Source organism: Pseudomonas tensinigenes, from assembly GCF_014268445.2.
Classification (GTDB): Bacteria; Pseudomonadota; Gammaproteobacteria; order Pseudomonadales; family Pseudomonadaceae; genus Aquipseudomonas; species Aquipseudomonas tensinigenes.
Map to the genome: position 1 here is coordinate 5,733,546 of NZ_CP077089.1, position 23,369 is coordinate 5,756,914.

Annotated in this window: 16 protein-coding genes and 1 riboswitch; of the genes, 6 read left to right on the forward strand and 10 right to left on the reverse strand. The window is 59.4% G+C overall.

Translation table 11 applies throughout. The features are described 5' to 3' along the window. Positions 1 to 19: 19 nt before the first annotated feature. Entirely contained in the window at positions 20 to 649 is a 630-nt protein-coding gene (locus HU718_RS25380) for an alpha/beta hydrolase (protein ID WP_150731120.1), read from the reverse strand. 144 nt (positions 650 to 793) lie between these two features. Here HU718_RS25380 and HU718_RS25385 point away from each other — a divergent pair, with 144 nt between their 5' ends. Next, positions 794 to 1,228 (forward strand): Z-ring associated ZapG family protein, encoded by a 435-nt coding sequence (locus tag HU718_RS25385; RefSeq protein WP_007917055.1) that lies wholly within the window; start codon positions 794 to 796, stop codon positions 1,226 to 1,228. A gap of 225 nt (positions 1,229 to 1,453) precedes the next feature. Here the strand turns inward: HU718_RS25385 and HU718_RS25390 are convergent, their stop codons facing one another. Beyond that, entirely contained in the window at positions 1,454 to 2,191 is a 738-nt protein-coding gene (locus tag HU718_RS25390) for a YiaD family glycine zipper/OmpA-like lipoprotein (protein WP_038361038.1), read from the reverse strand. A 117-nt stretch (positions 2,192 to 2,308) separates the two neighbouring features. Next, complete coding sequence (locus HU718_RS25395; RefSeq protein ID WP_150707673.1) at positions 2,309 to 2,953, reverse strand: MBL fold metallo-hydrolase; 645 nt, start codon at positions 2,951 to 2,953, stop codon at positions 2,309 to 2,311. Between the two features lie 207 nt (positions 2,954 to 3,160). Here HU718_RS25395 and HU718_RS25400 point away from each other — a divergent pair, with 207 nt between their 5' ends. Then, positions 3,161 to 8,197, forward strand: a complete 5,037-nt coding sequence (locus HU718_RS25400) for a M10 family metallopeptidase C-terminal domain-containing protein (protein ID WP_217868252.1) — start codon at positions 3,161 to 3,163, stop codon at positions 8,195 to 8,197. 98 nt (positions 8,198 to 8,295) lie between these two features. Here HU718_RS25400 and HU718_RS25405 read toward each other — a convergent pair whose 3' ends face one another. The 5 genes from HU718_RS25405 to HU718_RS25425 form a co-directional block, all read right to left on the reverse strand. After that, entirely contained in the window at positions 8,296 to 11,031 is a 2,736-nt protein-coding gene (locus HU718_RS25405) for a winged helix-turn-helix domain-containing protein (RefSeq protein WP_186616474.1), read from the reverse strand. A gap of 202 nt (positions 11,032 to 11,233) precedes the next feature. Then, positions 11,234 to 12,598, reverse strand: a complete 1,365-nt coding sequence (locus HU718_RS25410) for a DUF1329 domain-containing protein (RefSeq protein WP_007912796.1) — start codon at positions 12,596 to 12,598, stop codon at positions 11,234 to 11,236. Positions 12,599 to 12,624: 26 nt separating this feature from the next. Beyond that, a complete protein-coding gene (locus HU718_RS25415) occupies positions 12,625 to 14,514 on the reverse strand; it encodes a DUF1302 domain-containing protein (RefSeq protein ID WP_095123022.1) in 1,890 nt (629 codons plus the stop codon). A 337-nt stretch (positions 14,515 to 14,851) separates the two neighbouring features. Beyond that, positions 14,852 to 16,534 carry a fatty acid--CoA ligase gene (locus HU718_RS25420; protein WP_007912801.1) on the reverse strand — a complete coding sequence of 561 codons (1,683 nt, stop codon included), beginning with the start codon at positions 16,532 to 16,534 and terminating at the stop codon, positions 14,852 to 14,854. A gap of 146 nt (positions 16,535 to 16,680) precedes the next feature. Beyond that, positions 16,681 to 17,865 carry an MFS transporter gene (locus tag HU718_RS25425; RefSeq protein WP_186616473.1) on the reverse strand — a complete coding sequence of 395 codons (1,185 nt, stop codon included), beginning with the start codon at positions 17,863 to 17,865 and terminating at the stop codon, positions 16,681 to 16,683. An 85-nt stretch (positions 17,866 to 17,950) separates the two neighbouring features. Between HU718_RS25425 and HU718_RS25430 the strand changes: the two genes are divergently transcribed. Beyond that, positions 17,951 to 18,715: an AraC family transcriptional regulator gene (locus HU718_RS25430; RefSeq protein ID WP_186616476.1), complete on the forward strand. Its 765-nt coding sequence runs from the start codon at positions 17,951 to 17,953 to the stop codon at positions 18,713 to 18,715. Positions 18,716 to 18,832: 117 nt separating this feature from the next. Here HU718_RS25430 and HU718_RS25435 read toward each other — a convergent pair whose 3' ends face one another. Beyond that, on the reverse strand, positions 18,833 to 19,462 hold the full coding sequence (locus HU718_RS25435) for a LysE family translocator (RefSeq protein WP_186616472.1): 630 nt from the start codon (positions 19,460 to 19,462) through the stop codon (positions 18,833 to 18,835). A 91-nt stretch (positions 19,463 to 19,553) separates the two neighbouring features. Here HU718_RS25435 and HU718_RS25440 point away from each other — a divergent pair, with 91 nt between their 5' ends. The 3 genes from HU718_RS25440 (at position 19,554) to HU718_RS25450 (ending at position 22,386) form a co-directional block, all read left to right on the forward strand. Beyond that, on the forward strand, positions 19,554 to 20,519 hold the full coding sequence (locus HU718_RS25440; RefSeq protein ID WP_095123018.1) for a 2-hydroxyacid dehydrogenase: 966 nt from the start codon (positions 19,554 to 19,556) through the stop codon (positions 20,517 to 20,519). A 32-nt stretch (positions 20,520 to 20,551) separates the two neighbouring features. Next, the gene (locus HU718_RS25445; RefSeq protein WP_186616471.1) at positions 20,552 to 21,550 is read left to right on the forward strand and encodes a methyltransferase; all 999 of its coding nucleotides are present in this window, start codon (positions 20,552 to 20,554) and stop codon (positions 21,548 to 21,550) included. 39 nt (positions 21,551 to 21,589) lie between these two features. Next, positions 21,590 to 21,714, forward strand: a riboswitch (yybP-ykoY riboswitch). An 87-nt stretch (positions 21,715 to 21,801) separates the two neighbouring features. Then, complete coding sequence (locus tag HU718_RS25450) at positions 21,802 to 22,386, forward strand: TMEM165/GDT1 family protein (protein WP_007912813.1); 585 nt, start codon at positions 21,802 to 21,804, stop codon at positions 22,384 to 22,386. A 124-nt stretch (positions 22,387 to 22,510) separates the two neighbouring features. Here the strand turns inward: HU718_RS25450 and HU718_RS25455 are convergent, their stop codons facing one another. Next, positions 22,511 to 23,329 (reverse strand): M48 family metallopeptidase, encoded by an 819-nt coding sequence (locus HU718_RS25455; protein WP_122599128.1) that lies wholly within the window; start codon positions 23,327 to 23,329, stop codon positions 22,511 to 22,513. Positions 23,330 to 23,369 lie beyond the last annotated feature (40 nt).

Here is a 23,369-nt window from a genome sequence, read left to right on the forward strand (position 1 = left end):
ATCGCTTGTCAGACTGCAATCAATTCGAGAGACGCGGCAGGATCAGATCCTTGAGATCGGTCAGCTTGCCATGAAAAAAGTGTCCGCATTCTGCCACTTTCAGCAGCTCATGGGGGCGCTGGAGTTTTTCCGACCAGTCGTAAACCAGTTGCGGATCGATGACTTCGTCGGTTTCCGGCTGGATCACCGTAAGTTCGCCCTGTTGCGGCAGTTGATCCTGCTCGCCCAAGCGCATCACCGCCGGGGCGACCATGAACAGGTGCTTGAGCTGCACGCCTTGGGCTTCGAGACGGCCGCCGAGACTTGCTGCAACAAATCCGCCGAAGGAGAAACCGAACAGGGTCAGTGGCAGATCCGGGTGTTTTTCACGCAGCCATGCAGCGGCAGCCAGAGCATCGTCGACCTCGCCGGTGCCCATGTCGTGCGAACCTTCGCTGGCACCAACGCCGCGATAGTTGAAGCGCAAGGTGATCAGGCCCGCGTCGCGCGCGGTGCGCTGCAGGGTCGAGACGACCTTGTTGAGCATGGTGCCGCCCTGCACCGGGTTCGGATGACAGATCAGCGCGATGCCGCGCGGCTGCTCGTTGTCGAGGTACAAAGCTTCGATTTGGCCGACTGGGCCATCAATCACTACAGGGGTTTCACGCATCAGCAAGGAAGGAACTCCGTGACCTCGAATCGGGTCGACTCGTCTAGCAAATTGTCTGTGCCAATCTATTGCGAGTGAATCGCGGTATACAGCGCAGGTTCGAGCCGTTAACGTAAAGCAAAGCCGTTTATAGAGGAAGGACTCGTGGAACACTCGCTCTTAGTTTGGTTGTTACCGACTCTTGCCCTGGTTGTAGGTGTCGCCATTGGATTCCTGATCGCGCGCGTTGCGCCGAACGCCGCGCCGAGCCGTACGCAGCGTCAACTGGATGATATCCAGGAGCGTTTCGACAGTTATCAAAACGAGGTGGTCACCCACTTCAACAGCACCGCGATGCTGGTCAAGAAGCTGACCCAGAGCTATCAGGAAGTGCAGGATCATCTCGCCGAGGGCGCCAATCGTCTGGCCCTGGACGAGCAGACCCGCCAGCGCCTGATCGCTGCCCTGCACGCCGACGCGGCAGTCGCGCCACGCGAACGCCTGACGCCACCGCGCGATCAGGAGCCGCCGCGCGACTACGCACCGAAGACCCCGAACTCGCCGGGCATGCTCGATGAGCATTACGGGTTGAAGAAGTAATCAGTCTTCGCTGCAAACAAAAAGCCCCCGGACACTGATGTGTCCGGGGGCTTTTTTGTGTCTGTAATCTTCGGTGTTTGTAGCGGCCCCTTCGCGAGCAGGCTCGCTCCCACAGGGGAATGCATTTCAAATGTGGGAGCGAGCCTGCTCGCGAAGGGGCCGGCACAGGCCAGACAAAAAAATGCCCGATCACAGGACCGGGCATTTCTTCATTCAGGCAAGCGCTTACGGATACTGCTGAACCGTACCCGGCTGCTGTTGCTGCTGACCACCATACTGCTGACCCGGAATCGCCTTCAGGTTAACTTCAACGCGACGGTTCTGCGCCCGGCCATTCACGTCACCGTTGCTGGCAATCGGGTTATCCGGACCGGCGCCACGGGCCGACAGGTTGGCACCGCTGACACCTTGCGAAGTCAGGTAGGTCGCCACGCTCTGCGCACGTCGTTGCGACAGGTCCATGTTGTGCTGGCGGCTGCCCGTGCTGTCGGTGTAGCCAACGATTTCGATCTGGTTCTGGCTGAACTCCTTCAACGAGCCCGCGAGGTTGTTCAGCGGCTGGTAGAAGCTGGAGGCAATGTTCGCCGAATCGGTAGCGAATGTGATGTTGCCTGGCATGATCAGCTTGATCTGATCGCCCTGGCGCTGCACTTCAACGCCAGTGTTGGCCATGCTCGCGCGCAGTTTCTTTTCCTGCTGATCGGCGTAGTAACCGTAACCGGCAGCGGACGCACCCACCACGGCGGCACCAATCAAGGCACCTTTACCGCGGTTGTTGTGGTCGATGGCAGCACCGGCCAGCGCACCGGCCAGAGCACCGAGGCCACCGTACTTGGCGGTTTTGCTCATGCCTTGCGAGCCACCGTCGGCCTGGCCCTGATTGTCATACGGGTTGGGCGAGGCGCAGCCGGACAGCAAGGCCACGGCAGTAGCGACAATAATCAAACGACGCTTGGTGAACATGGAGAGCTCCTGGTTTTTCGCATTCGGTGGTGCAGCGGTCACTGGGTTAATGGACCTGCGCGGGCGTTTGATCATGACAATGCACAAAAATTCCGCCGGGCACTCGTGACAAAATATTTAGGCGCGCACAAACGGGTTTTCGCGCATCTCGTCACCCAGACGCGTATCCGGCCCATGTCCGGTCACCACGGTCGCGTCCTCGTCCAAGGTGTATAGCCGCTGCTTGATCGAACGCACGATGGTCGCCTGATCGCCGCCCCACAAATCCGTGCGCCCTACGCCGCGACGAAACAACGTGTCGCCGGCTATCAACAGCTTAGCCTCGGAAAACCAAAAGCTCATGGAACCGGGGGTATGTCCCGGCGTATGCAAGGCAACGCCGCAGCCGCAGGCGAGTTCCTCATCGTCGCTCAGCCAGCGATCCGGCGATGGCACCGGAACATATGGCACACCGAACATCTGGCATTGCATTTCGAGGTTATCCCAGAGGAACTGGTCTTCCTTGTGTAAATGCAGGGTCGCCCCGGTTTTTTCCTTCATCTGCCCGGAGGCGAGAAAGTGATCGAGATGCGCATGGGTGTGAATGATGCTGACGACTTTCAGGCCATGCGCATCGAGACGCGCCATGATCAGGTCGGGGTTGCCGCCCGGGTCGACGACGATGGCCTTCTTCGTTACAGGGTCGCCGATGATCGTGCAGTTGCACTGAAGCGGGCCGACGGGGAATGTTTCGCGAATCAGCGAGATGCTTTGAACGGTCATTGAAAAATCCCTGGAGTCTGGACGAACGGTCGTGCGTTTTTATCAAGAATTCTACGTCACCACCGATACAGAAGGCCCAGCCGCTTATTTGACGTCATTAAAAAAATATAGTGGCAATATAATGTCAATCGCCATTTTCTCGTGCAAAATTGACATCTGTAGCGGCCACATTCAGGAAGGGCCGCAGCCTACTCTGGAAAAATCCGCATGCCCCGTCCAACTGGTTTCACCGTAAGCAGAACCTCGAACTCTACTGGCAGCATCCAGCTCGACAGCCTGATTTCCGGTTATCAATGGCAAAGCACACAGCCAAACGTGCCCGGGGCAGTGACGGACCTGACTTACAGTTTCATCAAGCCCAACAGCTCCTATTTCGCCACCGCATACAGCTCCACCAATGAATACAATGCTGTTTACTCACTGACCTACGGTCAGCAGATTGGTGTAGCCGACGCGCTGGCTACCTGGAGTGCGGTTGCCAACATCACTTTCACGATGACCAGAGATAACGTCTTGGGTGTCGGTGATCTGCGCTTTGGTGGTTTCTCGCTGATGGACCCCAAGATCGCTGCCTGGGCCTACCTGCCGGATGATACGCCCAAGGGAGGAGACGTCTGGATCGGCCCGGCAACGGATAACCCGATGCCTGTCAAAGGCTCCTACGATTTCCTGACCTTCGTGCATGAGATTGGTCATGCCATCGGTCTCAAGCACCCCTTTGAAGCCAGCCCGGGCAACGGGACCATTCTTGCCCCGGCAATGGACGACGTCCGCTATACGGTCATGAGCTATAACGACTCATATTCCTATCAGCCGACGACACCAATGCTTCTGGATATCATGACCATCCAGAACATGTATGGTGCCAACACCCTGTGGCAATCGGGGAACAATGTTTACCAATGGGCATCGGACCAATCCGTATTCGAGACGATCTGGGACACGGGTGGTTATGATGTAATCGACGCCAGCAATCAGCTCGCTGCGGTACGCATCAACCTCAACGAAGGCCAATTCAGCCAGATAGGCCAGGCGTTCCTGAATCTCGATACGCTGACCGCGTTCAATGAGGGCCTGACAATTGCTTACGGCACTAAAATCGAAACGGCCATTGGCTCTGCATTCAACGACACCCTGATCGGTAACGACCTGAACAACTCGCTGGATGGTGGAGCAGGCGCAGACACCATGGACGGTGGTGCCGGCAATGACACCTACTATGTAGACAACATCAATGATGTCGTTATCGAGCGAGGCACATCCCTGACAGAAATCGACACGGTGAATGCCAGTGTCAGTTTCACCCTGGGCGCAAATATCGAGAACCTCAACTTACTGAACTACGACAACATCAACGGCATCGGCAACGATCGCAATAACGTGATTACCGGCAACGCCGGGAATAATATTCTCGACGGCGGCACAGGTGCCGACACCCTGATCGGTGGCGCCGGAAACGACACTTACCTGGTCGATAACTACGGCGATGTCATTGTTGAGTCCAGCAATTTTCTCTTTGAGATCGACACCGTTCAGTCCTCGGTCAACTGGGCCCTCGGCGCCAACCTGGAAAATCTCACTCTTATCGGCACCGGCAACATCGCCGGTAACGGCAACGCCCTCAACAACGTGCTGATCGGCAACGATGGCAACAACGAACTCAATGGTCTGGGTGGCCTGGACACCATGATCGGCGGCAAAGGCAACGATGCCTATGTCCTTGACCAGTCGGGCGAACTGGCGCTGGTGCAGGAAAAGGCTAACGAAGGTGTCGACACCCTTTATATCGGCTACGCGGCGACCTTCAGAACCGGCACCATCGACCTTAGCAGCAACCCTCTGCAAAATTTCGAGAACGTCACCCTCAATGGTGCGGGCCAGTTCACCGTCATCGGTAATGACCAGAACAACACACTGCTCGGCAATGCCGATGCCAACACCCTTCAAGGCGGTGCGGGCGACGATATTCTGGACGGTCGCGCAGGTGCGGACACGCTGATTGGCGGAACCGGCAACGACACCTACGTCGTCGACAACTATGGTGATGTCATCACTGAAACCAGCACACTGCCTGGCGAAATCGATACTGTTCGCTCCTCCGTCAACTGGGTTCTGGGCGCCAACCTGGAAAACCTCACCCTGACCGGCTCCGGCAACATCGCCGGCAGCGGTAACGCACAGGACAACGTGCTGATCGGCAACGACGGCAATAACGAACTCAATGGCATGGCAGGCCTGGACACCATGATCGGCGGCAAGGGCAACGATGCCTATCTGCTTGACCAGACCGGTGAACTCGCACTGGTTCAGGAACTGGCCAACGAAGGCACCGACACCCTCTACATCATGTACGGCTCCACGCCACAGACCGAGACCGTTGACCTGAATGCCGGTAATCTGCTGAACGTCGAAAACGTCACGTTGCTCGGTGCAGGCCGGTTCACCGTCATGGGGAATGGCTCGAACAACACACTGACCGGCAACAGCGGGGACAACATCCTCGACGGCAGTGTGGGTGCCGACACCCTGATCGGTGGAGCCGGAAACGACACTTACGTGGTCGATAACTACGGCGACGTCATTATCGAGAGCAGCACCCTGGCCAGTGAGATCGACACCGTTCGCTCCTCCGTCAACTGGGCACTGGGCGCCAACCTGGAAAACCTCACTCTCACCGGCACCGGCAACATCGCCGGTAACGGCAACGCCCTCAACAACGTGCTGATCGGCAACGATGGCAACAACGAACTCAATGGTCTGGGCGGCCTGGACATCATGATCGGCGGCAAGGGCAACGACGCCTACGTACTGGATCAGGCGGGTGAACTGGCGCTCGTGCAAGAGTTGGCCAGCGAAGGTAACGATACGTTGTACCTCATGTATGCAGCGACGCCCTCGACGGCCGCCGTGAACATCAGTCTTGCTAACCTGGCCAATATCGAGAACGTCACAATCAAGGGTGCCGGCGCGTTCACGATACAAGGTAACGATCTGAACAACATCCTGATCGGCAACAGCGACGCCAACACGCTCAATGGTGGCCTGGGAGCCGACACCATGAACGGCGGCGCCGGCAACGACACTTACTACATTGACAATATTGGCGACGTGATTGTTGAAACCAACGCAGCGCTCAATGAGGTCGACTCTGTCTTGTCGACCCTGAGCTACACGCTTGGCGCCAACCTGGAAAATCTTTCGTTGCTTGGCAATGCGAACATCAACGCGACCGGCAACGAGCGCAACAACAGTCTGAACGGCAACGCAGGCAACAACATTCTCGATGGTGGTGCGGGTGCCGACGTCATGTTTGGAGGTGCCGGCGACGATACCTACATCGTCGACAACTATGGTGATGTCGTCATTGAGGACAGCACACTGCCTGGCGAAATCGACACTGTTCGCTCCTCCGTCAACTGGGTTCTGGGCGCCAACCTGGAAAACCTCACCCTGACCGGCTCCGGCAACATCGCCGGCAGCGGTAACGCACAGGACAACGTGCTGATCGGCAACGACGGCAATAACGAACTCAATGGCATGGCAGGCCTGGACACCATGATCGGCGGCAAGGGCAACGATGCCTATCTGCTTGACCAGACCGGTGAACTCGCACTGGTTCAGGAACTGGCCAACGAAGGCACCGACACCCTCTACATCATGTACGGCTCCACGCCACAGACCGAGACCGTTGACCTGAATGCCGGTAATCTGCTGAACGTCGAAAACGTCACGTTGCTCGGTGCAGGCCGGTTCACCGTCATGGGGAATGGCTCGAACAACACACTGACCGGCAACAGCGGGGACAACATCCTCGACGGCAGTGTGGGTGCCGACACCCTGATCGGTGGAGCCGGAAACGACACTTACGTGGTCGATAACTACGGCGACGTCATTATCGAGAGCAGCACCCTGGCCAGTGAGATCGACACCGTTCGCTCCTCCGTCAACTGGGCACTGGGCGCCAACCTGGAAAACCTCACTCTCACCGGCACCGGCAACATCGCCGGTAACGGCAACGCCCTCAACAACGTGCTGATCGGCAACGATGGCAACAACGAACTCAATGGTCTGGGCGGCCTGGACATCATGATCGGCGGCAAGGGCAACGACGCCTACGTACTGGATCAGGCCGGTGAACTGGCGCTCGTGCAAGAGTTGGCCAATGAGGGCACTGACACCCTCTACATCAACTACGCCGCAGCTACCCAGACCCGAACCATCGATCTTGGCCTGAGCAACCTGCACGATGTCGAGAATGTCACGTTGCTAGGCGCCGGCCAGTTCACCGTCATCGGTAATGACCAGAGCAACACTTTGCTCGGCAATGCCGATGCCAACACCCTTCAAGGCGGTGCGGGCGACGATATTCTGGACGGTCGCGCAGGTGCGGATACGCTGATTGGCGGAACCGGCAACGACACCTACATCGTCGACAACTATGGTGATGTCGTCATTGAGGACAGCACACTGCCTGGCGAAATCGATACTGTTCGCTCCTCCGTCAACTGGGTTCTGGGCGCTAACCTGGAAAACCTCACCCTGACCGGCACCGGCAGCATCGCCGGCAGCGGTAACGCACAGGACAACGTGCTGATCGGCAACGACGGCAATAATGAACTCAATGGCATGGCAGGCCTGGACACCATGATCGGCGGCAAGGGCAACGATGCCTATCTGCTTGACCAGACCGGTGAACTGGCACTGGTTCAGGAACTGGCCAACGAAGGCACCGACACCCTCTACATCATGTACGGCTCCACGCCGCAGACCGAGACCGTTGACCTGAGTATCGGCAACCTGCTGAACGTCGAAAACGTCAAGTTACTGGGGCTCGGTCAATTCACGCTCACTGGCAACAACTTGAACAACACGCTGACTGGAAACATCAATGCCAACATCCTGGATGGAGGCTTCGGTGCCGATACCCTGACCGGTGGTGGCGGTGCCGATATCTTCAAGTTCGGCGCCGTAAACGAAATGGGGGTCGGGGCCAACCGTGATGTCATCACTGACTTCAGCAGCCTCCAGGGCGATAAAATCGACCTGACCCACTTTGATGCCAACTTACTGACCGCCGGTTTCAATGGTTTCACATTCATCGATGGCAACGACTTTACTGCGGCCGGGCAAGTCCGCTTCTCCGACCACATTCTCTCCGGAAACGTCTCCGGAGGCCCTGGCGCTGACTTCGAAATTCAGTTGGTGGGTGTTAATAGTCTGAGTGCCAACGACCTGGTCGCCTGACACTCCATCACCACAGGATCTGCTTGCAGATCCTTACCTGAAAAAAAATGCCCCGAACCTTGGTCCGGGGCATTTTTTTCGGGTCAGTCTTATGACCGTCAGGTGAGCAGTCCTAGCCCCTTAGCCCGTGCGACCGCCTGTGTGCGCCGCTCGACGCCCAACTTGCTATTGATGTGACTTGCGTGGGTTTTCACCGTATGTAACGAGATGAACAGCTGTTCGCTGATTTCCTGGTTTGAACAGCCCAGTGCGATCAGGCGAAGCACCGCCAGCTCTCGACTGCTGAGTTGCTCGGCTGCTACCGGATCCGCAACCGAACGAGTGGCAGGTAGCGGAAGATGCACGAGCAACTGCTGGCTGACATCGCTCGAAGCGCTCAAGGCCAGTTGCCCGCGCAACCAATCTGCATGCTCTCTGAGCAAGGCATCGAATGGCTGCAGCACGCCGCCGGTTGCGGCCTCCAACGCCTGGTGCAACGCTTTACGCGCTTCGGGCTCGCGTGCGCCCGCCAACAGCAACGCCACCTTCTGCGTCAACGCCATCACACTGAGCAACTGTCGCCCGGTTTGCTGACCGTTTTCATGCAATACGTTCAACCGCCCCTCGGCGAGCATGGGTTGCCCTTGAATCATGTCGAGCAACGCCTGTTGCAGTTCAACATGCAACGGCAACTGAGGATGAAACTCCGGCGGCGCTGCAGCGCGCTCGCCCGTGTATGTCTGGCCAAGCCGCGCCAGCCACGCCTCGGCCAGATCGGTGCGGCCCTGCGCCAGCCACAGTTCACATTTGACCAGCGTGATCATCGCCAGATAGTAGATCGGCGGCACGTCCCAGATATGCATCAGGCGTTCGGCCTCAGCGAGTTCGGCAAAGGCCTTGGCGAACTCGCCACTGCTGCCGTCCAGTCGAGCGATCACGCAGTGGCCGATCAACACGCTGATATCGCGACAGGCGCGTGCCTCGCCGATTCCGGCCAACAAACGCACGCGTGCTGCCTGGGGCTGCAAGCGCATGGCCAACAGAAAACCTTCATACAACGTCAGCCTTGCGCGCACCGCATACAGGCGTTGTGGCGACAAGCCGCGCAAGCGCTCCAGGCCCTGATGGACTTCATCGAGAGCACGCAGGATTTCGCCGCGAGCCTGCAACACCCGCGCACGATCGTAGTGTGCCAGCGCTTCGAACAACGGATTGCCGACGCGCTGCGCCAACTCCAGGGATTCGCGGTTAAGTCCACGTGCGCGCCACAGATCGCCGTCGGCAATGGCCAGATTGGACAAGGTCGATAAACACATCAGCCGCTGGCCATAGCGTTTGGCCGGCAGGCTTTCCAACGCTTCGCTGCAATACCTGAGGGTCAACTCACGATGGCCGCGGCCACGGGCAATGATCCCGCTCAACGCCAGCCATTGCGCCAGCATCGACTTTTGCGCCGTGGCCGATGGCGCCGGCAGGAAACGGCTCAGATGGCTGGACAACTCTTCGGCGGCATCGAGCTGACAGGCCAGCCCCAACGCCCAACTATAGAGAACGATCAACCGCGGCGTGCTGATCAGCAGACTGTCGGGCAAGTCCATTTTCCAGCGCAGCAGCATGCCGACGTTCTGCTCGGCCAGCAGTTGTTCTTCGGAAAGGTTCTGCACCAGATTCGCCGCCACATCGAGATGGCCGGCGCGCAACGCCTGTTCGACCGCCTCATCCAGCAGCCCCTGCGCGTTGAACCAGCGACAGGCGCGCAGGTGCAACGTCGCGGTCGGCACCATGGCTTGAGCAATCGGTCGGCTGCGCAGCAGATCCGAGAACAGATGGTGATAGCGATACCAGTGGCCGTGCTCGTCCAGCGGCACCAGAAACACCTGATGCGCCAGCAGGAAACGCAGAATTTCGGCACTGTCGTGAGCTTCACGGACGGCATCGCACAGTTCGCTGCAAAAACGCTCTTGTGGTGCGGTGTCGTAGAGAAAGGCCTGCACTTCGGCGGGCAGGCAATCGATGACTTCTTCCAGCAGATAATCGCGGATCAGCCCTTCCCCGCCGTTCAGTGCTTGTGGCAGCGCCGCATCGCTGCCCGCTTCGGACACCGCCAGCAACCAGAAACGCAAACCGGCGACCCAGCCTTCGCTGCGCTGGATCAGGTTTTCCAGTGCCTCACCGCGCAGGGAACTGCTGTGGCGATCGAGCAAGGTCAGAGCTTCGTCGTGGGTCAGGCGCAGATCCTGCTCATGCAGCTCCAGCAACTGCCGGGACAGGCGCAAACGTGCCAGATGCCAGTCCGGGCGCTGGCGACTGGTCACCATCACCAGCAAGCCATCGGGCAGATGATTGAGGAAAAACTGCAGACAGCGGTCGAGTACCGGACCTTGGGCAAGATGGTAATCGTCGAGCAACAGCAGCAACGGCTTGGCGGGATCGAGGTGCAGGGTCAACTCATCGAGCAAGCCGTCGAGCCATTCTTCGAAGGCAAATGGCTGATGGCGCTGGCGCATTTTCAGCAGGCCGAGTGCGCGACTGCCCAGTTGCGGAAAGTAGTCCTGCAAGCCTTCAAGCAAACGTTCAAGAAAGCGTCCGGGGTCGCTGTCACGAGGGCTCAGCCCCAGCCAGAGACTTTGCCAGTGCGCCGGCAGACTCTGACAAAACTCCACTGCCAGCGAGCTCTTGCCGAACCCGGCGGGAGCACTGACCAGCAACAGGCGCCCAGCGAGCCCGGCCTGCAGGCGCTCGCAAAGGCGTGGTCGCAAGACATAGCCGTCAGGCAACGGCGGGCGAAAAAAACGCCCGTCCAGTGCCGCGACGGCAACGCTTGCGGGACCCGGAAGTGGGGACAGATCGGTCATGGCCGGCTCTTGTTCGAATTGCTGTTGGCGGCATTGCAGATGTCCGCAGACTAGCCTTAAACGAACCGGTTATGAAGGTTGCTGCTACAAATGGCTACAAAAAGGCTACACCCTCCTGTAGCTCCCCCCTACAAAAGCAAAAAAAAACGCCCCGAACCAGTCGGGGCGTTTTCACGAGGATGCGGCCTCGGGTTACAGCGGGTTAGCGAACGCCATCCTGACGCAGTGCAGCCGGGGTGAAATCGCTGGTAGTGGCGGTGAAACCGAAGTCATACGCACTCTTCTCTTCGTTCTTCATGCCCAGCGCCAGATAGCGGCCGGACTGCAGGTCGTAGAGGGTTTCCAGGGCATACCACGGCACTTGTTTGTCGTAGTAGTTCTCGGCATGCGCCTCGGCCACACGCCACAGTTGGCCACGACCGTCGTAATGGTCGATCACGGCTGCCTGCCAGGTGTCTTCGTCGATATAGAAGTCACGCTTGGCGTAGATGTGACGCTGGCCTTCCTTCAGGGTGGCAACCACGTGCCAGACGCGACGCAGCTCGTAACGCGCCAGGTCCTGGTTGATGTGGCCGGCCTTGATGATGTCGGCGTACTTCAGTTTCGGGTCGTCGAGCTTGTAGCTGTCGGAGGCGATGTACATCTCTTTCTTGCCTTCGAGCTTCCAGTCGTAGCGATCCGGTGCACCGTTGAACATGTCGAGGTTGTCGGAGGTACGCAGGCCATCCGCCGCAGTACCCGGGCCGTCGTAGGACACTTGTGGCGCCCGACGCACACGACGCTGGCCGGCGTTGTAGACCCACGCCGAACGCGGCTCTTTTACCTGGTCAAGGGTTTCGTGCACCAGCAGCACACCGCCGGCCAGACGCGCCGGTGCGGTCACTTTCTGCTTGAAGTAGAACAGGATGTTGCCCGGGTTCGCCGGATCGTAGTCCTTCATCTTGTCGCGGAACACGAACTGATCCTGGAAGTACACCAGGCTATACGAGCCGTTCGGTTGCGGCGTTGCCTGGGTCACCAGACGGGTCACGCTGCCACCGCGGTAGCGGGTGATGTGGTTCCAGATCACTTCCACACCGGTTTTAGGAATCGGGAATGGTACGGCGGTGTCGAAGTTTTCCAGACCGTTGCCGCCAGACACCAGGTTGGTGGTGGTGGCGTTTTTCTTGATGGCGGCGAATACGTCATCCGGCACGGTCGCGCCGCGATGGGATGGGTAGACCGGCATCTTGAAGGTTTCCGGGTAACGCTTGAACATCGCGTACTGACCCGGCGCCAGCTTGTCCTTGTACTTGTCGACGTCTTTCGCAGTGATGGTGAACAGCGGTTGCTCACTGGCGTATGGATTGGACAGGAAACCCTTGCTGTCGACCGAGCCGGCATTCTTTGGCAACGGCTTCCACGCCGGGATCGAACCGTCGGCGTTACCGGCCATTTCGGCGCCCATCGGCGTCAGACTCTTGCCCAGTTTGTCGGCTTCGGCAGCAGGCACCGCGGCCATGACGCCGGTCGCCAGCAGCGACAGGCCCAGAACACCGGCGTGGAACAGACTCTTTGTTATTTTCATAAATTCGTTCGTCCTGAATGCAGTGCTTAGAAGTTCACGCCGAAGCTGAGCGCAACGAAGTCGCGGTCATCCACAGTGGTGTACTTGCCGTCAAAGAAGTTGGTGTAAGCCAGGCTCGCGGTGTAGGTGTTCTGGTATTCGGCATCAACACCCAGGCTGACCGCTTTGCGACCTTCCTCGAAGTTGCCGCCAGGGCCTGGCGAGTAACCGCTGACGTCGTGCGACCAGGCCACGTTCGGCTTGAGGTTCACACCGGCAAAGACGTCGTTGTATTCCCAGATGGCGCGACCACGGTAGCCCCACGACATCGAGGTGGTGAAGCCGTCGTTATCGCAATTGCGGCTGCGGTTGTTCTGCGGCGAACCCGGCCCTGCACCGTTGATGGTGCTGGCGTTGAGAATGTTGGCGCAGGTATTCACACCGCCAGTGGCTGGCAACTCGCCAGGGCCATACACCGGATCGCGGCCATAACGCTTGTCGGAACGGCTTTCCAGCCCACCGACGTAGGTCGCACCGACTTCGCCGACGAGGGTCAGACGGCTGGCGCCCATGACCTGATCGAAGAAGTGCGTGAACGTTGTCTGGATCTGGGTGATTTCCTTGCGCTCGTAACCGTGCAGGTCCTGACCCGGCACACCATTGAGGATCGAAGCGTTGGTCAGTGCGCCGCCGATCGGACGCACACCGGCGAACAGGATGTCGGTGGAGTTCAGTTGTACCGGCGCGTTCGGACGGTAGCTGATCTCACCGCTCCACGCCGTACCGGTAGGCAGCGTGGTGGAGAAGCTCAGACCGTAGAGGCGAATGTCTTCAGGGTACTCGATGAAGTAATTCGAGTTACCCGCGACCAGCAGTGGTGCAAGTGCCGCAAACGGCCCCGGCAGCGCGCGCGCGGTGTTGTAGACCGATTGTGGTGCGCCGGTGGCGCTGAAGATCGGCGCACGGCTGTGGTAATTCATGAAGTAGGCGCCGAATTCGGTGTCGAGCGGCTCGTACATGTACTTGAAGGAGGCGCCCCACTGACCGCTGTCGCGGGCATCGCGATCCGGGCCACGGCGCACCAGAACGCCTTCTTCGTTGACGTTGACACCGTTGGCGGCCAATGGCCCCAGGGCGATGGCCGGGATTTGCGAACGCTTGTTCAGCACGCGCAGGTTGTCGTTGCAACCGTCGGCCACGATGTCTGGCTGCGAGAAGAACGTGCCGCAGTTGTCGACGACGGTCTGGTCCCATTCCAGTTGATAGAACGCTTCGGCCGAAAGGTTTTCGGTGAGGCTCTGGGACACGTAGAACATGTTGACCGGGATCAGGCCTTCCTTGATCTCGGCGCCGGGACGACGGAACGCGGAAACGTCGATCGGGTTGATCGAGTTGATGCCGCCGCCGATGAAGGTACTTTCCCCCCAGCTCACCACCTGCTTGCCCAGACGCACGGAACCCGGCTGATCGGCGATCGCGTAGTTGTGGTAGACGAAGGCGTCGAGGATCTGCCCGCCGGACGACTTGGCGCCCTCTTTGCGACCCGAATCGCTGATGTCCTTGAACTGGCGGCTTTCGTCCTTGAGTTCGAAGTCGTACCAGTATTTGCCACGGACGAACACGCCGGTGTCGCCGTATTTCAGTTCAAGGTCATGGATGCCCTTGAAGATCTTCGAAAAGGTTTCGCCGCTCTTGAAGTTGGCGTGGCCATCGTCAGAAGTCTGCGACAGACCATGGCCGCCGTTGTTGACGCCGATGAGGTTCTTGTTCGGGCTCTGGGTAGACCAACTGGCACCGATCGACAGGGACGAGTCGAACTGGCCTTCGATTTCACCGACGTTGAAACTGACGCCGAATGCGGGCCCGGCGAGCGAAGAGGCAAGACTGACTGCCAGAGGCAGTTTCGCCCGGCGCCAGAACTGGTTTACTGAGGTCATCGACGCTACTCCATGTGCATTATTGTTATGGCAGTGAGTACTTTTAAAAACGTCCGAAGGACCGGGTGCCAGAGACAGCCCGAAGTCACTCCAAAAATGCATCGCCCCGTTTTGTGCGTGTGCCCCGTTCTTAAAAATCCTTGAGCGGACTATAGCCAGCAGGTGGTACTGCTTGATCCCTCTAAAGTGTGATTTGCAGCTGCCGGCCACTCTGGAACAGTCCTTTCGCCAGTCCGACACATGTCGGCACGGCAAGGATGGCTGATTTTTTCGATTTCACAAGCCAAGCGCTTGCTTGGTGGGTCTGGCGCGCCGGTTTCGGCGCGCCAGCAGACACTCAAAGTGTCGAGAGGAAGGTGCTGTTGTTGGCCTGCCATTCGGTGATGTCGAGGCGGATGCGCTTCTTGTCGAGCTTGCCGACACTGGTCTTGGGAATTTCGGTAACAAGGGCGATCTGACTCGGAATCGCCCACTTGCTCAGGTGGCCCAGTTCCACGAACGGCTTGAGGTGTTCCTTGAGCTCGCGCGCCCCGATCACGTGCCCTTCGCGGATCACCAGCAAGGCAAACGGACGCTCGCCCCACTGCGGATCGGCGATGCCTACCACTGCTACTTCGCGTACCGCGACGTGACGACTGATCAGGTCTTCGAGGTCCAGCGAGGAGATCCACTCGCCGCCGGTCTTGATCACATCCTTGATGCGGTCGCGGATGTCGATCACGCCCATGCTGTCGAGCGTGGCGACGTCGCCGGTGTGCAGCCAGCCGCCGGCCCAGAGCTCGGCGCCCTTCTGCGGTTCGTTGAAATAGCCCTCGGTGAGCCATGGCGCACGCAGCACCAGTTCGCCCTGGGTCTCACCGTCGGCCGGGAGGAAATTGCCGTCGCCGTCGACGATTGCCGCTTCCACCAGCGGCCCCGGCACACCGGCCTTGATCCGGTAAGTGGTGCGCTCGTCTTCGGTGCCAGCCATCAGCTCGTCGTTGAGATGCGCGCAGGAAACCAATGGCCCGGTTTCCGACATGCCGTACGCGGCAGTGAGCTGTATGCCGCGAGCCTTGGCGGTTTCGTACAGAGTGCGGTTGAGTGCGCTGCCGCCGATGACGATTTTCCAGCCGCCGAAATCAGTGCCCTGCGCCCCTTTGGCGTTGAGCAGCATTTGCAGAATGGTTGGCACGCAGTGGGAGAAGGTGACCTTCTCTTTGCGCCACAGCTCCACCAGAAACTCGGGATCGTAACGTCCCGGATAAACCTGTTTCAGGCCCAGCATGGTCGCCACGTAAGGCAGACCCCAGGCGTGAACGTGGAACATCGGCGTGATCGGCATGTACACATCGTTGGTGCCAAGCAGGCGCACGCTGTCGATGGAGCCCATGATCGTCGACACGCCCATGGTGTGCAGCACCAGTTGCCGATGGGTGAAATACACGCCTTTCGGGTTGCCGGTGGTGCCAGTGGTGTAGAACGTGGTGGCGACCGAGTTTTCGTCGAAGTCCTGGAAGTCGTACTGCGGACTTGCAGCGGCCAGCAGTTGCTCGTACTCGCCGACCAGATTCGGCAAATCGGCGGTTTTTTCCGGCAAATCAGTCAGCAGCAGGGTTTTCTCGACCGTGGTCAGGTGCGGCGCGATCGCCTGGTACAGGCCGACAAACTCGCTGTTGACCAGCACAAAGCGGTCCTCGGCATGGTTCATGGTGTAGAGGATCTGCTCCGGCGACAGGCGCACGTTGATCGTGTGGATCACCGCGCCGATCATCGGAATCGCAAACATGCATTCCAGGTAACGGTGGCTGTCCCAGTCCATCACCGCCACCGTGTCACCGGCCTTCACACCGGCCGCCGTCAGCACGTTGGCCAGCCGCGCCACGCGCTCGATCAGGGTCGGGTAGCTATAGCGAATCTGGTCGCGGTAAATGATCTCGCGGGTTTTCTCGTAACGGGCGCCGGACATCAGCAGCCGTTTGATCAGCAATGGATACTGGTAGGCCCCATCGGCCGGGGGAATGACGCGAGTCTGCAACATAAGAATCCCTTTTCTGACTGCACGGTGTTGGCGTAGAGATCGGTACTCTAGAACCCTTATACGCCAGCCAAATCAGCCAAAGGAATGATTTGCAAAGCCGTACAAATGCTAGCTTTGCGCCAGCATTTGCCGGTTTTCGTCTCAGATCAGGCCGTTTGCCCTACAGCCTCCTCGGAAGGCGTGCGTGGGAAAACTACCGCAGCGAGGAAGGTCAAAGCGCCGAAACCCGCAAGAATCAAGTACAGACCTACAAAACCATGGCGCGGTTCGACATAGGAAATCAGCGGAATCGCCGTCGCACTGGCGCCAAACGATAAACAATAACGCAGCGCGAAGACGCGCGATTGCCATTGCGGGGCAACGAAGTTGGCAACCATCGCATCGTTCACTGTTACCTGACCAAACACCACGAACATGAATGCCGCACCCAGCGCGATCACTGCCCAGCCGTCGGCATAGGCCAGCGCAAACAACAGTGGCGCCTGGCACAGCGTCAGGACAATGAACGGCCATTTCAGGCTGAGCCGATGCAACACCCGACCAATACTCAACTGCGCCACCGCGCCAAAGGCATACGCCAGACTGACCACCACGCCGAGGGTTTGCGGCGAGGCGAACAGCTCATGCAAACGTTCCTGAAACAGTTTCGGATAGGTCATGGTGGTGGCGTTGAACACCACGCCGCCGGTGGCCGTGGCCAACGCCAGCACGCCGAACACCATGACCATCGAAATACGCTGACCGGCCGCCCCCTTGAGTGGCGTGTGCGCACGCTTCGGAATCGGTTCTTCGCGCACCTGCAAGGCGAAGCCGAAACCCAGCACAATCGCCACCGCACCCGGTAACAGAAACGCCGAGCGCCAGCCGAATTGCGTCACCAGCAAGCCTGTGATCAGCGCCGAAAATGCCACGCCAAGATTGCCCCACATGCCGTTGATGCCGATTTCACGGCCACGGTTTTGTGCGTAAGCAACGAGCATTGCCGTGCCCACCGGGTGATAGATCGCCGCGAAAATACCGATCAGGGTCAGGCCGATCACCAGCATGCTCGGGCTGCTGCTCAGTCCGGTAAAGATCGCCGAAGCACCAATGCCGAAGAAAAACACCAGCATCATCTGCCGCCGACTCCAGTGATCGCCGAGCCAACCGGCGGGCAGCGAACAGGCGCCGAAGGCGATGAATCCTCCCAATGACAGGCCGATCAACGCGGCGTAATCAAGACCGAACGCTTGAGTCATGCCGAGCACGGCGGCGGGAAAAATCAGCATGAACATGTGATCGATCACATGCGCGGCGTTGATGTAGCGAATGACATTACGGGATTGATTCATGGCGGCACGCTTTACGTTGTTGTGTGCCGTTTATGCTAGGTTGGCCGCAAAGCGCATTCCTGCCAAGCAAGTCATCAAATCAGACATGTTGATCAGCCATTTCGAACACGGTCCGGTGAGTGCCTACCCCCGGGATTATCTGGACGGCGCGCACCAACCGCTACATCTGCATCGCGAGGCGCAGCTGCTGTATGCCGTCAGCGGGATCATGCGGGTGGTCACGGCATCCGGTGCGTGGGTGATTCCGCCGAGTCGCGCGGTGTGGATTCCACCCGAGGTGGCGCACGAGATTTTCATGAGCGGCGATGTGCAGATGCGCTCGCTGTTCATCGCGCCAGAATTGTCACCCGCCAGCCTGCAACAGTGCTGCGTATTGGCCGTGACGCCGCTGCTGCGCGAGCTGATCCTGCGCGCGGTGCAAGGGCCGCCGCACGCCGACAATCCGCTGATTCAGCAATTGATGCTGGAAGAACTCGCCGGTCTGAAAAACCTGCCGCTGCACATTCCGATGCCCAGCGACCGGCGTCTGCAAAATATCTGTCTGGCACTGCTGCACACCCCGGATCATGCCAATACCCTGGAAGACTGGGCGCAGCAGGTCGGCGCCAGCTCACGCACGTTGGCGCGGCTGTTTCAGCAACAGTTGCAGATGAGTTTCAACGCTTGGCGCCAGCAACTGCGCTTGATGGAAGCCCTGCCCCGCCTGCTCGCCGGGGACAGCGTGCAGCGTGTAGCGCGGGATCTGGGTTACGGCAGCGCGCGGGCGTTCAGCGCGATGTTTCGCCGTTTGCTCGGGGAAAATCCCCGCGACTACCTCAATAACCTGAGCAAGCTCAGCGAACTGGTGTAAGGCCCTGTGGGAGCGAGCCTGCTCGCGAAAGCGGTCTTTCAGCCACCAATAATGTCGACTGACCCAACGCCTTCGCGAGCAGGCTCGCTCCCACAGGTTTAAGTCGCGGTTCTGAGATCAGTGCATCTCGGTAAACGCGATTTTCACGCCGAGAGCGATCAGCACCGCGCCCATGGTGCGGTCGAACCAATGGCCCATGCGGGCGAAGCCGGCACGCACCCGTTGCTGGCTGAATAGCATCGCCACCAGGCAGAACCAGATGGCGGTCGCAACGGCCAGGTAAATCCCGTAACCGGCCTGCACGGCCAGTGGCGTGTGCGGGTTGATCACCACGGTAAACAGCGACAGGAAGAACAGCGTGGCTTTCGGGTTCAGACCGTTGGTCACAAAACCCGAGGTGAACGCACCGCGCGCCGTGCGTACGCCGGCCTCTTTGTGCAGATCATCGGCCACGACTTTCGCCGGTTGCGCCCGCAGTGCCTTGAAGCCGATGTACAGCAAGTAAGCGGCGGCCGCCCATTTCAAGGCGTTGAACAGCACGATCGACTGCGACACGATCAGGCCGATACCCAGCAGCGAATAACCGACGTGGAGGAAAATCGCCGTACCCACGCCCAGCGCGGTCCAGGTGCCGGCGCGACTCCCGTGGGTCACGCTCTCGCGCACCACCACGGCAAAGTCCGGGCCGGGGCTGGCGACGGCCAGCAGGTGGATCAGTGCAACGGTCAAGAACTCGGTCCAGTACATAGGGGCTCCTTTCGGCCAAGCGTATCGATTTGTTTCATCTGGTAGGCTCGGCAGATTACGCCCAACGCTCACAGCACAAAAGGTACAGTTGATGACGAACACGCGCCGCGCGGTATTCCTTGATCACCCTTCGCTGGATCTCGGCGACCTCGACCTCAGTCCACTGCGTGAGTGTTTCAGCGATCTGCAGCTGTTCGCGCAGACCTTGCCCGAGCAAGTTAGCGAGCGCCTGCAAGGCGCCACCGTGGCGATCAGCAACAAGATCATGATCGACGCTGCCGCCATGGCCGCCAACCCCGCTCTGAAACTGATCCTGATCACAGCCACCGGCACCAACAACGTCGACCTCGCCGCCGCCCGCGCGCAGGGCATCACCGTGTGCAACTGTCAGGGTTACGGCACGCCGTCGGTGGCGCAACACACGATCATGCTGTTGCTCAACCTTGCCACGCGTCTGGCCGATTACCAGAAAGCCGTTGGCGAAGGACGCTGGCAGCAGGCGAAACAGTTCTGTCTGCTCGACTATCCGATTGTTGAACTGGAAGGCAAAACCCTCGGCCTGCTCGGTCATGGCGAACTCGGCGGCGCCGTGGCGCGACTGGCCGAAGCGTTCGGCATGCGTGTGTTGCTCGGGCAGATTCCCGGGCGCCCTGCTCGCCCGGATCGTTTGCCGCTGGATCAACTGCTGCCGCAAATCGACGCCCTCACCCTGCATTGCCCGCTCAATGAACACACTCGCCATTTCATCGGTGCTCGCGAACTGGCGTCGATGAAACCCGGTGCGTTCGTGGTCAACACAGCCCGTGGCGGCCTGATCGACGAGCAGGCGCTGGCCGATGCCTTGCGCAACGGCCACCTCGGTGGCGCCGCGACGGATGTGTTGAGCGTCGAGCCGCCGACCCAGGGCAATCCGTTGCTCGCGGCGGACATCCCTCGCCTGATCGTCACACCGCACAATGCCTGGGGTAGTCGCGAAGCACGACAACGCATCGTCGGCCAATTGACTGAAAACGCTCAGGCGTTCTTCAGCGGTAAGGCGCTGCGGGTCGTCAGTTGATAAACTGCGGCACTTTTTTTTGAGGAGCAGTTATGGATCCGCGCAGTGAAGTACTGCTTCGTCAGCCCGAGTTGTTTCAAGGTTCGTTGTTGTTGGCCGGTTTGCCCGCCGATGATTTGCTCGGGCGCCTGCCCAACGCATTCGGCTGGTGCTGGCATGCCGGCGATCAAGCCGCGCTGGACGCTCGCTTCGAGGGTCGCAGCCATTTCGGCGTGAACATTCCCGAGCGCGAGTTCGACAGCGCCGTGGTGTTTCTGCCCAAGTCCAAAGACCTCACCGACTACATCCTCAACGCCGTGGCCTCACGTCTGGCCGGGCGTGAAGTGTTTCTGGTCGGGGAAAAACGCAGTGGCATCGAGGGCGCATCCAAGCAGCTCAACCCGTTCGGCAAACCGCGTAAACTCGACAGCGCGCGTCATTGCCAGCTCTGGCAAGTCACCGTGGCCAACGCCCCTGAAGCCAAGACGCTGGAAAGTCTGGCGCAGACCTATGAATTGCCTTTGGCCGAGGGCCCGTTGAAAGTCATCAGCCTGCCGGGCGTATTCAGCCACGGTCGCCTGGATCGCGGCAGCGCCCTGCTGCTGGAGCATCTGGACAAACTGCCGAGCGGCCATCTGCTCGACTTCGGTTGCGGCGCAGGCGTGTTGGGCGCGGCGGTAAAACGTCGCTATCCGCACAATCAGGTCACGCTGCTCGATGTCGATGCGTTCGCCGCCGCCAGCAGCCGTCTGACGCTGGCGGCCAATGGTCTGGAAGCTGAAGTGCTGACTGGTGACGGTATCGATGCCGCGCCGATGGGTTTGAGCGCGATTCTAAGCAACCCGCCGTTCCATGTCGGCGTGCACACTGATTATTTCGCCACCGAGAACTTGCTGCGAAAAGCAGCGAAACATCTGAAAAACGGCGGCGAACTGCGCTTGGTGGCGAACAGTTTCCTCAAGTATCAACCACTGATCGAAGAGCATCTGGGCATCTGTGCGATCAAGGCCGAAGGCAATGGTTTCCGGATTTACCGCGCCAAACGCGGCTGAAAATTTGTTCTTGCTCAATCGGATTTGCCTAGGCAGAATCCGCTCCGTCCTAGGGGAGTAGTCTCCCACGAGCGCCAAGCTCGTCCGGCATACGTCAACATACTTGATCCTCAGATCATGGCGTATGCGACCCAAGCGTCCGCAACAGACGGATCGCAGGGTTTGACAAGACCTATGACACGCACACCTTACCCGGGGCGGGAAGGCTGTACGTGTCATAGCCGTGTCGACCCGCCCCTTAGGAAATCCTGATGCTGGACTCGTTACTCGTTCCCACCGCAATCGTTGCCTTGGCCGAAATCGGCGACAAGACGCAACTGCTCGCGCTGATTCTCGCCGCTCGCTTCCGCAAACCCTGGCCGATCATTGCCGGGATTGTCGCCGCGACCCTGGCCAACCACGCAGCAGCCGGTGCGGTCGGCGCCTGGTTCGGCAGTTTCTTCTCGAATGCGACGCTGCACTGGATTCTCGCCGCAAGTTTTACGGCCACGGCGCTGTGGACGCTGGTTCCGGACAAAATGGATGACGATGAAACCAGCACCGCACGCAAGTTCGGGCCGTTCCTGACCACGCTGATTGCGTTCTTCCTGGCTGAAATGGGCGACAAGACTCAGGTCGCGACCGTGATGCTCGCGGCACAATACCCGGATCTGTGGCTGGTGATTATCGGTACGACGGCGGGCATGTTGATTGCCAACGTGCCGGTGGTATTGGCCGGTAACTTTGCCGCGGACAAATTGCCACTGACCCTGATCCGTCGCCTCGCGGCTTCGGCGTTCATGATTCTGGCAATTGTTGCGGTGTACAAAGCCATGCAGAGCAGTGGCTGGGTTTAACCCTGCCAACGCCGATCGTTCCCACGCTCTGCGTGGGAATGCAGCCGGGGACGCTCTGCGTCCCATTTGAACGCGGAGCGTCCCTTGAGGCATTCCCACGCAGAGCGTGGGAACGATCATCGACTCAGGATTTCGGCGCTTGTTCGTACAGCGGCATAACCTTCGGAATCGCCGCCTGCAACGAAGCAATCCGGCTGGTCGAAGCCGGGTGAGTGCTCATGAACTCCGGTGGCGAACCTTCCGACGCCTTGCTCATCTTGTTCCACAGAGTGATCGCGGCATTCGGGTTGTAACCGGCGCGTGCGGCCAGTTCCAGACCAATCAGGTCGGCTTCGTTTTCGTTGGCACGGCTGTTCGGCAGGGTCATACCGTAGTTGGCCACGGTGTCAGCCAGCGCCAGACTGTCCTGACCCAGACCGAGCAACGCACCCGCGCCCTGCTTGGCCATTTCGATCCCGTAGGCCTTGGACATCGCTTCACGACCGTGCTCGCGCAGGGCGTGGGCGATTTCATGGCCCATGACCGCGGCGATTTCATCGTCGGTGAGTTTCAGGCTGTCGATCAGCCCGGTATAGAAAATGATCTTGCCGCCAGGCCCGCAGTTGGCGTTTAGCTCGTCGCTCTTGATCAGATTGACCTCCCACTGCCATTGCGCCGCATCCGGACGGAAGTTCGGCGCCTGGGCGATCAGGCGGTTGGCAATCGCCTGAACCCGCTTGGCCTCGGGACTGGTCTTGTCCAGCACACCTTTGCTGGAGGCTTCGCCGACGGTTTTCTGATACGACTGGGCATACATCTGGTCGACCTCTTGCGAGGACAGCATGCTGAACATGTACTGCTTGCGCTCCACCCCCACGGCGCCGCCGCTGGTGGTGTTGACCGACTGACAACCGGCCAGCAACAGCGCTGCGCTCAGTGCACTTACAACCATTGTCTTGTTCATTCAAAAGCTCCCTGAAAACCTGTCGCGTATCGTAGGCGGG